The organism is Flavobacterium plurextorum (assembly GCF_024638035.1).
Taxonomy (GTDB): domain Bacteria; phylum Bacteroidota; class Bacteroidia; order Flavobacteriales; family Flavobacteriaceae; genus Flavobacterium; species Flavobacterium plurextorum.
In genome coordinates this window covers 774,306-789,412 of sequence record NZ_CP100442.1, presented here as the reverse complement: position 1 = coordinate 789,412, position 15,107 = coordinate 774,306, and the positions used below count along the sequence as shown (strand labels likewise).

Sequence of the window (15,107 nt, the reverse complement as noted above, 5' to 3'; positions counted from 1 at the left end):
TTTGTAATGAATTGATTATTAGTTTTTAATAATGACTTTGCTATAAAAGAAAAACCCAATAACTTTCGTCATTGGGTTTATCTATAATCTTGTGTCTTTATTCTTTCTTCTAAACTAAAAAATCTAGTCGTTAAGTTTTAAAACAGCCATAAACGCTTCTTGTGGAATCTCAACGTTTCCTACTTGACGCATACGTTTTTTACCTTTTTTCTGTTTTTCAAGAAGTTTACGCTTACGCGAAATATCTCCACCGTAACATTTTGCGGTAACGTCTTTACGAAGTGCTTTAATGGTTTCACGAGCGATGATTTTAGCTCCAATTGCAGCCTGAATCGGAATATCAAACTGTTGTCTCGGGATCAGCTCACGTAATTTTTCGGTCATTTTCTTACCAATATTGTAAGCATTGTCTTCGTGAATCAAAGCAGAAAGAGCATCAACCGTTTGCGCATTTAAAAGTACATCAAGTTTTACCAATTTCGAAGTTCTCATTCCAATAGGAGAATAATCAAAAGAAGCATAACCTTTAGAAACTGTTTTTAAACGATCGTAAAAATCAAATACGATTTCGGCAAGAGGCATATCAAAATTCAATTCAACACGTTCTGTAGTTAAATACGTTTGATTGGTAATTTGGCCGCGTTTTTCGATACATAAACTCATTACGTTACCTACAAAATCAGCTTTTGTAATGATAGTTGCTTTAATATATGGTTCTTCAACTCTGTCTAAACGAGATGGTTCAGGTAAGTCTGAAGGATTGTTTACCACAAATGCAGTTTCAGGATCTTTTTTGGTATAAGCCAAATACGAAACGTTAGGAACCGTAGTAATTACAGTCATATCGAACTCACGTTCTAAACGTTCCTGGATAATTTCCATGTGAAGCATTCCTAAGAATCCGCAACGGAAACCAAAACCTAATGCAGCAGAGCTTTCAGGAGTAAAAACTAACGAAGCATCATTCAATTGCAATTTCTCCATAGAAGAACGCAAATCTTCGTAATCTTCAGTATCAACAGGATAAATTCCCGCAAATACCATTGGTTTTACATCCTCAAAACCAGTAATCATATTAGTCGTCGGCGTTTTAGCATCAGTTAGAGTATCTCCAACTTTTACTTCTTTGGCTTCTTTAATTCCAGAAATTAAATAACCAACATCACCTGAAGAAATTACATTTTTAGGAACTTGATTTAATTTTAAAGTTCCAATTTCGTCAGCAAAATATTCATTGCCGGTAGCCATGAATTTAATTTTCTGCCCTTTTTTAATTTCACCATTTACAACTCTAAAGATAACTTCGATTCCACGAAACGGATTATATACCGAGTCAAAAATCAAAGCTTGTAAAGGCTCGTCAGGATTTCCTTTTGGAGCTGGAATTTTTTCGATAATTGCTGCTAAGATATTCTCAACACCAAAACCAGTTTTTCCAGAAGCATGAATAATATCTTCTAACTTACATCCTAACAAATCGATAATATCGTCACTTACTTCTTCAGGATTTGCACTTGGTAAATCTACTTTGTTTAAAACCGGAATAATTTCTAAGTCATTTTCTAATGCTAAGTATAAATTAGAAATAGTTTGTGCTTGAATACTTTGTGCAGCATCAACAATTAAAAGTGCACCTTCGCAGGCAGCAATTGAACGTGAAACTTCGTATGAGAAATCGACGTGTCCAGGAGTGTCAATCAAATTCAAAATGTATTCTTCACCTTTGTAAGTGTATTCCATTTGAATAGCGTGACTTTTTATGGTAATACCACGTTCACGCTCCAGATCCATGTTGTCAAGCAATTGAGCTTTTTCTTCACGGGCTGTAACGGTTTGAGTAGCACCCAATAATCTATCTGCCAGTGTACTTTTACCGTGGTCAATGTGTGCAATAATGCAAAAATTACGAATCTTCTTCATTGTAATATATAAGTTCTCTAATCGAGTTTAAGTATTTCTTTTAATGTAAATTGCGCTCTAACAATTGCTTTAGCGCATGATACTAAGCCGCAAAGATAGCGCAAAGTTTTGGATTCTGGAATTCAGAAGTCCGATAGTTAAAATCTAAGATTTAAAAAAGTGCCTTAAAATTCGAAATTAAACCCTTTTTGAGTTAATTTCTTGTAGATTTCGTCATCAAATTTATAAAGTTTTGCAGCTCTATGCGAAACATCTTGTTCTTTTTCATCGAGTTCAAGCAGTAACTTCATGTGAAGAATTTTTCTTCTAAAATTTGATTTTTCTAATTCAACACCTAGTATTTCTTCATAAAGATGCATCAATTGCAATAAAGTAAATTTTTCAGGAAGAAGATTAAAACCAATAGGAGCGTGGCGAACTCTATTACGAAGATGCTGCAAACTGTAGGATAAGATTTCATTATGATCGTAAATCAAATCAGGAATGCTGTTTATTTTGTACCATTTTGCATCAGATGCCGTGAAACCAACTTTAATATTATAGTCTTCCCTTTTTACAAGAGCATAATATCCTATCGTAATAACGCGTCGAAGCGGAAAACGATCTGGATCACCAAAGGCTTTTAATTGCTCCAAATAAATGTTATCAAGACCTGTAAGTTCACTCAATAAACGTTGAGCAGCATTATCTGTGCTTTCATTTTTATGAATCCATCCGCCGGGAAGTCCCCATTTTCCTTTACTGATTCCTTCGGCATGTTGTACTAAAAGCACTTCTAGACTTCCTTCTTCAAAACCAAACACAACACAGTCAATTGTAATTGCTTTCATTGCATTTTGTTCGCTTTTGGGAACAGAGCAGGTTTCTACGTTTTTATTCATTTTTGAAGTAAATTTTTACAAATTAAATAAATAAAAAGCAAAACTCTTCTTGTTGATCATTTAATATTTTTAATAATTTAAAAATATGACAATCAATGATTTAAAATGGTCAAGAAAAGAAAATTAAAGCAGTAACTTGATTATTGAGGTGATGTATGGTTGTTTTTTGAAGAATTATCTGACTGATTGTCTTTGAAATTCTCGTACCATTTCTCGATTGACGGATACACAAAAGCGGCCACTTTTTTTACGGGATTATAAAAAATAGACTTGTCCAGAGTTTCTTTTTTAGCAAAAGTATTGTTGAAGTTGATTTTTTCAAACAAGGCAATAAAAATGCTTAAAATAAGAATTGACTTTAAAACCCTGAAAAATCCTCCGCCTAATTTATTTGCCCATCCTAAAAAAGCAAAATCAGCAATTCCGGTAAGGATTTTAGCTAAGAAATAAACGCCGATTACAACTAAAATAAAAGTTAGTATAAAAGCTGTGATTTGAATTGTACTGGGATTCCACGATACATGTTTGCTGATTATATCTTTCATTAAAGAAGAAAATTTAATCGCTAAATAAATTCCTAATAATAACGAAATAAAAGAGGCAACTTCTACAAAAAGGCCATTTTTAATGCCTTTGTATAAACTAAAGCCTAAAAGTGCACCAACAATAATATCAAAAAAACTCATGTTTTCTGTGGATTTAATAAAGGCGCAAATATAGATCTTTTTTTTAGGTTCAAAGGAGCAAAGCTTCAAAGGAACAAAGTTTTTAATTTTTGAAATCTTCAGATATACCTGCGTTTTAATCCTGTAAAACGGAAGTTTTGGTTTTTTGAGGTCTTTGGATTTGAAGTTCCTATCTTTGCAATAATAATTTTAGAGCTATGATTGTAGAATTTAAGTTTAAATAATCTTTAAATCATTCTTCAGTCTAAAATTAAAATCTAAAAGAACAAATAAAAATGTCAAGAGATACACAACTAAAAGAGCGCTGGGAAAAGCTCGTCGATATACTTTCAAATCAATTTTCGCAAGGCGAAGACTTAGATTTAGATGCAATTATTTATTTAATTGGAGTTCAGGAACTCGGAAAAGTTCATCGAGAGTTCAAGAAAGATGAAAAATTAAATTTGATGCACATTGCAATCTGCAGATTATTGGAGCCTTATGGGTTTTATGAATTTGATTTTTTTGATGGAGAAGGCTGGCCGCATTACAAAGTAAAAGAGCAATTACCAGCTTTAAAAGCTGGTGAACAATCAGTTTTAATGAAAGAAGCAATCGTTAATTATTTCTTAGAAAGAGAAGTAATAGAGTAGAAATTTTATCCCGATACTTCGGGATTAGATTACAAGTTTTAGATTTGAGATTAGAAATATGATAGAAGTTTCGAAAATACTTCAAATATCTCACTCTTCACATCTCACTTTTTTACTAAATTTGTATTCTCAATTATTGAAGGAAAATGATAGACAAGATAAAAGAACATATAGAGGAAGCTAAAGCCTTTAATGATAAAAATAAAGAATCCTTAGAGCAATTCCGTATTAAATATTTAGGCAGTAAAGGATTGTTGAAAGAACTTTTTACAGAGTTCAAGAACATTCCAAACGACCAGAAAAAAGACTTTGGACAGGTAATTAATACACTAAAAGCTGTTGCTGAAGAGAAAGTTCGCGTTATTCAGGAAGAACTGGAAAGCAAACAAGAAACAAAAGGAGTTTTTGGTGATTTAACACGTGCAGCAGAGCCAGTAATTATTGGTTCTCGCCACCCGATTTCAATCGTTAAAAATCAGATTATTGATATTTTTGCCAATATTGGATTCAATGTTTCCGAAGGTCCGGAAATAGAAGACGATTGGCATAATTTTACAGCATTGAACTTGCCAGAATATCATCCAGCGCGTGATATGCAGGATACATTTTTTATCCAGACAAATCCAGATGTGTTATTGCGTACGCATACATCATCTGTTCAGGTGCGTTATATGGAAAATCATAAACCGCCAATTCGTACAATTTCTCCAGGACGTGTTTTTCGTAACGAAGCAATTTCGTCTCGTTCGCACTGTATTTTTCATCAGGTAGAAGGATTGTACATTGATAAAGATGTTTCTTTTGCAGATTTGAAACAAACGTTACTTTATTTTACAAAAGAAATGTTCGGAAAATCTAAGATTCGTCTTCGTCCGTCATATTTCCCATTTACAGAACCAAGTGCTGAAATCGATATCTATTGGGGTTTAAAAACCGAAACTGATTATCGTATTACAAAAGGTACTGGATGGTTAGAAATTGGAGGATGCGGGATGGTAGATCCTAACGTTTTGAAAAATTGTGATATAAATCCAGATGAATATAACGGTTTTGCATTTGGAATGGGAGTAGAGCGTATTGCAATGCTTTTATACCAAATTGGCGATATCCGTATGTTCTATGAAAACGATGTTCGTTTCTTAGAGCAATTCAAAGCAAATATTTAATTTAAATCTAAAAGTCATAAAGTCGAGAGTTAAAAGTCACAAAGTAATGGCTTTTGGCTTTCGACTTTATGACTTTCGATTTTTAAACTTCTGACTCATATGAAAAAAGATATAATAATTCCGATAGTTGAAAACGTGTTTCTTGCTGCTGTTCAGGAATGGAGCGATGATTTTATGGAAAAAGTATGGTATGCTTATCTAGTAAATGACAGCGATTTTAATTTAGACAGCGTAATGGTGGTTTCAAAAGCATTTGGAACTATTGATGGCGAAATGAAAAAAACCTCTATTTTACGTCATGCTTTCGTTGAAGTTCCTGCAGTTTCTGTAGTAAAAATTGAGATGATTGAGAAAAGTCTTCTAGTTATGAATAACGAATTTATGGTGACTTTCTTCATCGGAAATACTTTGTACGATAAGAAATTTACTTTCAAATCTAATTTGATCAACGAAAATGATACGGAAGAAGTGCCAATTTTGTTTGTGGATGGAATTATGGTGAAGTAAGAATTTAGAAAATAGGATAAAGAAAAAAGAGTCAAGACAAATTAAATAAGTCTTGACTCTTTTTTTATATAGTAAACAAAAATTTAGATCCAGTCTTTCTTCTTGCATTTACTAATCTTGCCTCTGAAGACAAAGAGAATTAATCCAAAGACTCCGTCAATTTCTTGAAAACAGTTTTAGCGTCTTTTCCTTCGTATAAAACAGCATAAACAGCGTCTATTATAGGTGTTTTTGCTCCGTAGCCTTGATTTAGTTTATAAGCACTTTTTGTAGCGTAATAACCTTCGGCAACCATGCTCATTTCCATCATAGCACTTTTTACCGTATATCCTTTTCCAATCATATTTCCGAACATTCTATTTCTTGAAAAAACAGAATATCCTGTAACTAATAAATCGCCCAAATAAGCAGAATCATTAATGTTACGTTTCATTTTATGAACTTTACGAATGAATTTTTTCATTTCGCGAATTCCGTTACTCATCATAACCGATTGGAAATTGTCGCCATAGCCTAAACCATGTGCAATTCCGGCTGCAATTGCGTAAATGTTTTTAAGCATTGCAGCATATTCAGTTCCAATAATATCATCTGAAATTTTTGCTTTAATATAATTTCCTGAAAGAGATTTTGCTACAATAGAAGCTTTTTCTGGATCACCGCAAGCAATTGTCAGGTAAGAAAGTCTTTCTAATGCAACCTCTTCGGCGTGACAAGGACCTGTAATAACTCCTATGTTGTAATATGGAATATCGTATTGAATATGAAAATGCTCGCCAACAATTAAACTTGTTTCAGGAACGATACCTTTAATCGCTGAGAAAATAATTTTATCAGATAAAGAAACCGTCATGTTTTTTAATTCGGCATCTAAAAAAGCAGATGGGATAGCAAAAATAATATAATCGGCATATTCGATCGCTTCATTTATATTGCTGGTTAGTTTAAGCTTGTTAGTGTCAAACTCAACAGAGCTTAGATAATTTGGGTTGTGTTTGTATTTCTGAATATGTTCGATCGCAGATTCATTACGCATATACCACGCAATTTCTGAAAGATTAACGCACAACATTTTTGCAATTGCCGTTGCCCAGCTTCCTCCTCCAATTACTGCAAATTTTAACTTTTCACTCATTATTTTAATAATTTAAAACAAAAGTACTTAATAAAGTAGTAATAATACAAAATCTAATTTAAGAAATTTATTTACGTCTATTAATAACAATGGTTTTCAGCAGCTTTCAATAAAGTAAAAAATATTTTTTTAGATACACAATAAAAATAAAATCCTTGCGTTGTAAGTGTTTATAAATTAGAATTTAATGAGTTTAGCAAGAATTGAGTTAGTTAGTTTTGTTTTAGTATTTTAAAAAGGCGCTCTTAAACTAGTTAAGAACGCCTTTTTTCATTAGTTGGCACTGCTCAGTTTTTTAATTTTTACTTAATAACTAAGTTCAACGATAGATTTTACTTTGTCTAAAGTTATTAATTGATTTTCTCCTAAACCTTTCCAGCCTCTTTCGTCAAAACGATTTACGATAAAATCGGCAGTATTACTATAGTTTTCTGTGTATTGAGATAGTTTTGTGTCCATTCCCATTGTATGGAAAAATTCCACAGTTTTATTAATAGCTTCTTTTGCTACTTCATCATCAGATCCTGAAAGATTAAAAATACGTCGGCCATATTGTGCCAGTTTGCCTTTTTTAGTTTCAAACATTACATTGTATAAGCTTGGGCCAATAATGGCTAAAGTTCTAGCGTGATCAATTCCGTAAAGTGCAGTTAATTCATGACCAATCATGTGAGTTGCCCAATCTTGAGGAACACCTTTTTGAATTAATCCGTTCAATGCCATAGTACAACTCCACATAAAGTTTGAAGCTAAAGCATAATCAGTTGGATTTTCAACAACTTTTGGACCTATTTCAATTAAAGTTTGTAAAATTCCCTCAGCAATTCGGTCTTGTAGAAAACCTTCATGCGGATAGGTTAGATATTGTTCCATTACATGCGTGTAAGCATCAACAACACCGTTTTGAATTTGTCTTTTTGGTAAAGAAGCAATAACCGTTGGGTCGCAAATAGAGAATTTGGGGAACATTGCGCTTCCGCCAAAAGCAAGTTTCTCCTGAGTAGATTCGATAGTTACAACAGAACCTGAATTCATTTCGCTTCCTGTTGCAGGCAGCGTCAAAACAGTTCCAAAAGGCATTGCGTTTTCTGTAATTAAGATTCTTTTTTGCAGAATATCAATCGGATTTCCTTCAAAATTTACAGCTGCCGAAATAAATTTCACACCATCAATTACTGATCCTCCACCAACGGCAAGAATAAAATTGATTTTTTCAGCTTTAATAACGTCAACTGCTTTCATTAAAGTTTCAAATCTAGGATTTGGCTCGATTCCGCCAAATTCTACAATTTCAAAACCTTTTAAGTTTGCGATTACTTGATCGTAAACCCCATTTTTAAAAATACTTCCGCCTCCATAAGCCAAAAGAATTTTAGCTTCTTTTGGAACTAGAGTAGAAAGTTTCTCAATTTGTCCTTTTCCGAAAATTAAATTCGTCGGATTGTATAATTCAAAGTTTAGCATTTTTTTTAAGGTTCTAAGATGTTAAGCTACTATCCCGAAGCTTCGGGACTAAGTTTTTTTTGAACTTATATAATAGACTTAGCAAGGTTGTTTTTTTAATTTTGTTACTCATCAATTGGCTTATAGGACATTAGTTTTTTTTTAGTTTCTAACAGAAGAATTCTTGCGTCTAAGTCCTTTAGCGCTTTATTTATTTAATTTTTTGTAATAATTTACCAGCGACTAATTTAGACGATGCTGGATTTTGACCCGTAATTAAAAGTCCGTCCTCAACAGCATAAGGCTGCCAGTTTGGTCCTTTTGAAAAAATTCCGCCATTAGATGATAAAGCATCTTCCAATAAAAACGGAACAACTTTAGTTAAGCCAACTGCTTCTTCTTCATCATTGGTAAATCCAGTTACCTTTTTACCTTTTACGAGATATGTACCGTTTACTTTAACATTTTTCAAAACAGCTGGTGCATGACATACAAAAGCAACAGGTTTGTTATGTGTATAAAATGATTCGATTAAGGCAATAGAATTTTTATCTTCAACTAAATCCCAAAGCGGTCCATGACCTCCAGGATAAAAAACGGCATCATAATCTTTTTGATTAACAGTTGAAAGTTTTAAAGTATTTTTTAGTTTTTCTTGTAAAACCTTATCAGCATCAAAACGTTTAGTGTCTTCTGTCGCTGATGACGGATCGGCACTTTTAGGATCAATTGGAGGTTGTCCGCCAAGAGGAGAAGCAATTGTAATTTCCACTCCCTGGTCTAATAACTCATAATATGGTGCAGCAAATTCTTCTGACCAAAATCCAGTTTTTTCCCCTGTATTGCCCAGCTTATCATTACTGGTAACAACAAATAATACTTTTTTCATCTCTTTTTTATTTGATTTTTGAGCAACAGCCGAAATGCTTACAGCTGTAAATGCAATTATTGCGAGTAAAGTTATTTTCTTCATAATATTAAATTTTGAACAAATTTACAGCTTAAGTGATATTAGTAAAAATAAAATAAACTATGTTTGTTATAAATAAATTTATGTCATGGTAAATCTAGAATGGTACAGAACCTTTAAAGCAGTTTATAAAAACGGCAATTTTTCGGTGGCCGCAAAGGAATTATTTATGAGTCAGCCCGCCGTTAGTCAGCAAATTTCTATGCTTGAGGCTCATGTTGGAAATAAATTATTTAATCGAAAATCAAAAGGAGTAGAGCCAACGGAATACGCTAAGTTACTGAATAATTTGATTATAGATGCGCTGGACAGACTTGAAAGTGTCGAAGCGGGTTTTAGAGCTAAAGCCGAAGATGCTAATCGATTAATTTCTGTTGGAATTTCTAAACATCTTTTTGAATGTATCGGAAATCTATTAATTTCAAAATTTGATTTAATCGATTTTACTTTTGCAGAGAATGATGAACTTTTTGCATTAGTCGATTCTAAGAAACTGGATTTTGCAATTACCACAAAAAGGTTTGATACTTTTGATACTACTTATGAAATTGTTGGGAAAATTAAATTAATAGTGGTTGCTCCAACAACTTTAGATATAACAGAATTTCGTCAGAGATTAAAAGCAGATAATTTTGTCGAGATAGAACAATGGTTGAATGGTCAAAAATGGTACAGCCATGATGCTCGAATTCCGCACATAAAATTATTCTGGTTGCACGCTTTTAATAAAAAAAGACCATCAATGGTTCCTAATTATATTATTCCCTCTGAGTCTGAGATGTTGAGACTTTTATCTAAGAATGAAGGAGTGGCGGTAACATGGAATTGCAACGCGAGAAGTTTTATTAAAGAGAATAAACTGCAGTTAGTATGGAATAGTTTTCACGTTCCTGAAGAATTTGTGTTTTTAATGGCGCCAAAGAATAATAATTTAAATGCCCTTTTTGAGATTATTTCTAAAGAGCTAAAATTGTTTTTTGGTAACAGATTATGATTTAAATCATTTGTTTTTGTTGTTTAAAACAATAATTTTGATGCATAAACCACTAAAATTTTCAAAAATGAAAAAGTTTGTATCAGTGTTAGTTCTTATTGCAGCTGTTTTTATGAGTAATTCTTGCAGTAAGAGTGATGACGAGGCGATAATAGATTGCTTAGCAGAATCGTTTTATGTTAAATTACATAATTCTACAGATGCTAATAATCCTAAGATAATGAATTATTCGGTTGGCTATAGCGGAACAGGAACTTTGGTTTCTGTAAAATGGACATTTGGCGACGGTACGACAGGAACTGGAAAAGATGTTTCTCATACTTATGTCGCAGCTGGAACATATGAGGCTAGGGCTGAGGTTACAGTTAAAAAGGATGGTCAAGAGTGTACGTCCGTTCCAAAGAGAAGTGTGACAGTAGAATAGAATCTGAAAAATAAAAAAGAAAGCCTGAATTTTAAATTCAGGCTTTCTTTTTTATTTCTAATTGCAATTTCTCGTTCCTCGAAATTACGAGATCGTATGTAAAATGATTTTTTACTTTTTATATAAATTATTGTGATCGATATATTCCCAAACTTTAGGCGGCAGTAATGGCTGAATGTTTTTGCCTTCTTTAATGTTGTTTCGAATAAAAGTTGATGAAATTTCTACAATAGGAGCATCAATTACATGAATTTTTGGATGTGATTTTAGCTCAGTATTTTCAGGTTCATCAGAAATACGCGGATAAACATAGATATCATGGTTTTCGAGAATTACTTCATAGTTTTTCCATTTATGAAGCGTTTTCAAATTATCTTCACCCATAATCAAAGAGAATTCATGACTTGGATATTTTTCCTGCAAATGCGCTAACGTCACTATTGTGTAATTTGGCTGTGGCAATTTAAACTCAATATCTGAAGGTTTGATCTTCGGATAATTTTCCGTCGCTAGAAAGACCATTTGCAAACGGTGATGATCATCGAGTAGGGTTGCTTTCTTTTTTAGCGGATTATGAGGTGTAACAACCATCCAAATCTGATCTAAATCTGCAAACTCAGCCATGTGATTGGCAATGATCAAATGACCAACATGAATGGGGTTATACGTTCCGAAGTAAAGTCCTATTTTCATTTTTTAGAGTTTCACAGAGATTCGCTAAGATAGCACAAAGATTCACAAAGTTTTAAAGGTACTTTGTGAATCTTTGTGTTTTTGCTTTTTGAATTTTAGCGGAATAAAATTACTTATTAATGAATTCTTTTACCAATTGATAAGCTTCTTCTTTTGCAGTATCTAAATCGTAATTTTTTATAATAGTGTCAAATTGAGGCGCTGTCGCTAATTCGACAGATGCTTTTGCAATTCGCATATTAATTTTATCGTCACTTTCGGTAGAACGTTGTTTTAATCTTCGTTTTAGTTCATCAACACTTGGAGGTTTTACGAAAACGGCTAAGGTCTGTTCTGGAAATTTGTGCTTTATACGTAAACCACCCGCAACATCAATGTCAAATATTACATTTTTTCCTAAAGCCCAAATACGCTCAATTTCCGACTTTAATGTGCCGTAAAAATTATCGCGATAAACCTCTTCCCATTCCAGGAATTCTTCGGCCTTAATATGTTTTTTGAATTGTTCTAACGAAATAAAATAATAATCTTTTCCGTGTTCTTCTTCTCCGCGTGGTTCGCGAGAAGCTGCTGAGATCGAAAATTCTAAGTTTAAATCTTCTTTCCCTAGTAAATGTTTTACTATAGTTGTTTTTCCTGATCCTGAAGGTGCTGAAAAAACAATTAATTTTCCTTTGTTCATTATTTATGCTTTAAGCTTTAGGCTGTATACCTTAAGCTTTTGTTGATCTTTTTTATTATATGGTCTTAAAGCTGTTAAAGCACATTCAAAACCTGTTCTTTAATTTTTTCCAACTCATCTTTCATCATCACAACCAATTTCTGCATTTGAGCATGATTTGATTTTGAACCCATAGTGTTGATTTCACGGCCCATTTCTTGAGTAATAAAGCCTAGTTTTCTACCGTTTGCTTCATTTCCATTCAAAGTCTCTAAGAAATAGTCTAAATGGTTCGTTAAACGAACTTTTTCTTCCGTTATATCTAACTTTTCTAAGTAGTAGATTAATTCCTGCTCAAAACGATTTTCGTCAACATTAACTTGTAATTCTGATATTGCAGTCTGTAAACGATCTTTAATGGCTTGAACACGTTCTGGATCTAATGCCAAAGCGTCGTTCATATATTGACGAATATTACCAATTCTTAAGTTGAATTCCTTTTCTAGAGATTCTCCTTCGTCTTTTCTAAAACCTAAAATGTTTTGAAGCGCTTCTTCAATAATAACTTGAATTTGCTCCCAATCATTTTCGTCGATTTCTTCGCGTTCTGTTTTTAATGTATCAGGCATACGAACAGCCATTTTCATTAACTCAGTTTCATCTGCGTCTGGATAAACCTCTTTTAATTGGGCAATGTAGTTTTTTACGACAGGTACATTTACTTTTGTTGAAGTTTGTTCAGAGGTGCTTTCGATGTAAATTCCGAAATCAATTTTGCCTCTTTCCAGTTTTGCTGCGATTTGAGTTCTTAAACCTAGTTCCATTTCGCGATAAAGCGACGGCATTCTTACGTTTAAATCTAAACCTTTGCTATTTAAGGACTTTACTTCAACGGTAATTTTTTTTGTAGGCAATTGCAAAGAAGCTTTGCCAAACCCTGTCATAGATTGTATCATATAATTGAGTATAAAGGCGCAAAGATAACTAAAAGTTTGTAGTGTTGCGCTGTAATTCAATAATCTGTGTAATTGTGTAATCGAGGAAAAAAAACTAACTCAAAACTTTTATAACCTCCGCAATATTTTTTTGGCTGTTGCCGATGTAAATTTTTCCGTCAATAATAAAAACCGGACGACTTAAGAAAGTGTAGTGTTCTAAAATGTACTTTTTAAAATCGGCTTCAGTCAACGATTTGTTTTTTAAATCCATTGATTTGTACAATTGCGCTTTTTTACTAAATAGTGCCTCGTAGCTTCCAGAAAGTTGATACATTTCTTCAAGTTCAGCCTCTGTAATTGGATTTTGTCTGATGTCTTGAAAAACTAAATTATGATTTTCAGGTAAACTTTTAATAATTTTTCTACAAGTGTCGCAAGATGCTAAATAATATATTTTGTTCATTTTTTTACAAGTTTGTTAGACTGCAAAGAAAAATCATTTAAAACTTAAAAATGACTAATTTTATAAAAAAAATATATTTATGAAATCAGTTTTTAATGTACAGAAAACCATTAGAGAAGTTATTTTAAAGATTTTAGATAATTATTCATTAGAGCAATTAAACAAAATTCCAGAAGGATTTAGTAATAATATAATTTGGAATGCGGGGCATTGCTTATCTGTTCAACAAGCTTTAATTTATAAGTTGTCAGGTTTGCCAACAAATATTTCTGAAGAGTTTATGGCAAAATATAAAAAAGGAACCAAGCCAGAGGGTGATGTTTCTCAAGATGAAGTTGATGAGATTAAAAAGCTTCTTTTGTCTACTCTAAAACAAGTTGAAAGTGATTTTGAGAATGGTATTTTTGTTAACTATATGGAATATAGTACAAGTATAGGTTATACTTTAAAGGATATTGAAGGAGCTTTGGATTTTAATAATTATCATGAAGGACTCCACACGGGATTTATGATGAGTATTAAGAAGTTTGTATAATAAAAAATCCCGCTCACGGCGGGATTTTTTATTCTATTATTGTTTCGATTGTAACTTTCATCGCGCCGGCACCTTTATTTTTGGTGATTTCCATAAAAGCTCGTTTTGAAAGGTCAATTTCACGAGTTTTTACGAATGGACCGCGGTCAGTGATTTTTACAATTACAAATTTTCCGTTGGCTTCATTAGTTACTTTAACTCTTGTTCCAAAAGGAAGTTTTTTATGTGCTGCGGTATATTTACTGTTGCTGAATCTGCTTCCGTCAGCTGTTTTTCTACCATTAAAACGATCTGCATAGTAGGATGCGTGAGCTGTTTTTTTGTATAGTTTTAATTTCAAGCCTTTGTCTGTAAAAACAGAGTCGGTTGGCATAGCAATTATGCTCGGTCTGTTATTCTTTACAGTGTCTTGAGTTGATTTTTGTTCAATTACTGGTTTTGTTTGGCTTATAATGTAGGTAAAGCAACTTAAAAAAGTTATTGCAAATGTGGTAAGTATGATATTTTTTTTACTCATGATTTATTTTTTTTCAGACTTGGGGGAGTTTGTACAAATAATATGCCGAGATAAAAAAAGCCCTATTTTTCTAGGGCTTTAATTGGTGTTTTTAGAACCAAAGGTTCCATGGAATTCTACTTAAAATAAGTAATAATCCTAATCCGTAAAATATAGCAAATGTTTTAAATTTTGCTTCGCTGTTGATTAGCTTTTTATGTTTTGACCATCCAATAGTAATTAAAACGATGGCGATAATATTGATCAGCGGGTGTTCTAATGAAGTTAGTCTAAGTTCTGCATTAGACATTTGTCCAAAAGCTGCTTTTCCTAACGGAGACACAAAATAAAGGATTAAACCAATCAATAATTGTGTATGAGTTCCGATTAAAGCAAATAAAGAAATCTTGCGATCTTTTGCTGTAAACTCTTTTTTAGAAGAGAAGCCGATAATAGCATTTATTACTGCAATTGCTAAAAGCAATAGTGCTAAATAGGCCCAACCTGAGTGAAATTTTTGTAAAAAATGGTACATAAATTAAATTTTTATTGAAACAAATATA

The 15,107-nt window shown here is 32.7% G+C and carries 18 protein-coding genes; 6 read left to right on the top strand and 12 right to left on the bottom strand.

The window, feature by feature from the left end; genetic code table 11:
* Positions 1-123: 123 nt before the first annotated feature.
* The 3 genes from lepA to NLG42_RS03715 form a co-directional block, all read right to left on the bottom strand.
* Complete coding sequence (gene lepA, locus NLG42_RS03725; protein ID WP_099717971.1) at positions 124-1,920, bottom strand: translation elongation factor 4; 1,797 nt, start codon at positions 1,918-1,920, stop codon at positions 124-126.
* Positions 1,921-2,084: 164 nt separating this feature from the next.
* On the bottom strand, positions 2,085-2,801 hold the full coding sequence (locus tag NLG42_RS03720) for an NUDIX hydrolase (protein ID WP_099717972.1): 717 nt from the start codon (positions 2,799-2,801) through the stop codon (positions 2,085-2,087).
* 140 nt (positions 2,802-2,941) lie between these two features.
* Entirely contained in the window at positions 2,942-3,487 is a 546-nt protein-coding gene (locus NLG42_RS03715) for a CvpA family protein (RefSeq protein WP_089057146.1), read from the bottom strand.
* Between the two features lie 275 nt (positions 3,488-3,762).
* Here NLG42_RS03715 and NLG42_RS03710 point away from each other — a divergent pair, with 275 nt between their 5' ends.
* The 3 genes from NLG42_RS03710 (at position 3,763) to NLG42_RS03700 (ending at position 5,792) form a co-directional block, all read left to right on the top strand.
* Positions 3,763-4,119 carry a hypothetical protein gene (locus NLG42_RS03710; protein WP_089057145.1) on the top strand — a complete coding sequence of 119 codons (357 nt, stop codon included), beginning with the start codon at positions 3,763-3,765 and terminating at the stop codon, positions 4,117-4,119.
* 146 nt (positions 4,120-4,265) lie between these two features.
* On the top strand, positions 4,266-5,285 hold the full coding sequence (locus NLG42_RS03705; RefSeq protein ID WP_089053332.1) for a phenylalanine--tRNA ligase subunit alpha: 1,020 nt from the start codon (positions 4,266-4,268) through the stop codon (positions 5,283-5,285).
* A gap of 99 nt (positions 5,286-5,384) precedes the next feature.
* Positions 5,385-5,792: a hypothetical protein gene (locus NLG42_RS03700; RefSeq protein WP_089057144.1), complete on the top strand. Its 408-nt coding sequence runs from the start codon at positions 5,385-5,387 to the stop codon at positions 5,790-5,792.
* Positions 5,793-5,931: 139 nt separating this feature from the next.
* Here NLG42_RS03700 and NLG42_RS03695 read toward each other — a convergent pair whose 3' ends face one another.
* From NLG42_RS03695 to NLG42_RS03685, 3 genes are all read right to left on the bottom strand, one after another.
* Complete coding sequence (locus NLG42_RS03695) at positions 5,932-6,927, bottom strand: NAD(P)H-dependent glycerol-3-phosphate dehydrogenase (protein ID WP_089057143.1); 996 nt, start codon at positions 6,925-6,927, stop codon at positions 5,932-5,934.
* Between the two features lie 306 nt (positions 6,928-7,233).
* On the bottom strand, positions 7,234-8,391 hold the full coding sequence (locus NLG42_RS03690) for an iron-containing alcohol dehydrogenase (protein WP_257683035.1): 1,158 nt from the start codon (positions 8,389-8,391) through the stop codon (positions 7,234-7,236).
* 190 nt (positions 8,392-8,581) lie between these two features.
* On the bottom strand, positions 8,582-9,343 hold the full coding sequence (locus NLG42_RS03685; RefSeq protein WP_257683034.1) for a type 1 glutamine amidotransferase domain-containing protein: 762 nt from the start codon (positions 9,341-9,343) through the stop codon (positions 8,582-8,584).
* Between the two features lie 85 nt (positions 9,344-9,428).
* On the opposite strand from NLG42_RS03685, the gene NLG42_RS03680 reads away from it, so the two are divergent.
* Both NLG42_RS03680 and NLG42_RS03675 read left to right on the top strand, forming a co-directional pair.
* Positions 9,429-10,334, top strand: coding sequence for a LysR family transcriptional regulator (locus NLG42_RS03680; protein ID WP_089057141.1), 906 nt, complete (start codon positions 9,429-9,431; stop codon positions 10,332-10,334).
* A 40-nt stretch (positions 10,335-10,374) separates the two neighbouring features.
* Positions 10,375-10,758, top strand: a complete 384-nt coding sequence (locus NLG42_RS03675; protein ID WP_257683033.1) for a PKD domain-containing protein — start codon at positions 10,375-10,377, stop codon at positions 10,756-10,758.
* Positions 10,759-10,869: 111 nt separating this feature from the next.
* Here NLG42_RS03675 and nadD read toward each other — a convergent pair whose 3' ends face one another.
* From nadD to NLG42_RS03655, 4 genes are all read right to left on the bottom strand, one after another.
* Positions 10,870-11,451: a nicotinate (nicotinamide) nucleotide adenylyltransferase gene (gene nadD, locus NLG42_RS03670; protein WP_089057139.1), complete on the bottom strand. Its 582-nt coding sequence runs from the start codon at positions 11,449-11,451 to the stop codon at positions 10,870-10,872.
* 109 nt (positions 11,452-11,560) lie between these two features.
* The gene (gene gmk, locus NLG42_RS03665; RefSeq protein WP_089057138.1) at positions 11,561-12,133 is read right to left on the bottom strand and encodes a guanylate kinase; all 573 of its coding nucleotides are present in this window, start codon (positions 12,131-12,133) and stop codon (positions 11,561-11,563) included.
* A gap of 74 nt (positions 12,134-12,207) precedes the next feature.
* Complete coding sequence (locus NLG42_RS03660; RefSeq protein WP_089057137.1) at positions 12,208-13,068, bottom strand: YicC/YloC family endoribonuclease; 861 nt, start codon at positions 13,066-13,068, stop codon at positions 12,208-12,210.
* A gap of 94 nt (positions 13,069-13,162) precedes the next feature.
* Complete coding sequence (locus NLG42_RS03655) at positions 13,163-13,513, bottom strand: arsenate reductase family protein (protein ID WP_089057136.1); 351 nt, start codon at positions 13,511-13,513, stop codon at positions 13,163-13,165.
* A 79-nt stretch (positions 13,514-13,592) separates the two neighbouring features.
* On the opposite strand from NLG42_RS03655, the gene NLG42_RS03650 reads away from it, so the two are divergent.
* Positions 13,593-14,048, top strand: a complete 456-nt coding sequence (locus NLG42_RS03650; protein ID WP_257683032.1) for a DinB family protein — start codon at positions 13,593-13,595, stop codon at positions 14,046-14,048.
* A 28-nt stretch (positions 14,049-14,076) separates the two neighbouring features.
* Here the strand turns inward: NLG42_RS03650 and NLG42_RS03645 are convergent, their stop codons facing one another.
* Together NLG42_RS03645 and NLG42_RS03640 are read right to left on the bottom strand one after the other, a co-directional pair.
* The gene (locus NLG42_RS03645; protein ID WP_099717978.1) at positions 14,077-14,565 is read right to left on the bottom strand and encodes a septal ring lytic transglycosylase RlpA family protein; all 489 of its coding nucleotides are present in this window, start codon (positions 14,563-14,565) and stop codon (positions 14,077-14,079) included.
* A gap of 91 nt (positions 14,566-14,656) precedes the next feature.
* Complete coding sequence (locus NLG42_RS03640; protein WP_089057133.1) at positions 14,657-15,079, bottom strand: hypothetical protein; 423 nt, start codon at positions 15,077-15,079, stop codon at positions 14,657-14,659.
* Between the last annotated feature and the right edge of the window lie 28 nt (positions 15,080-15,107).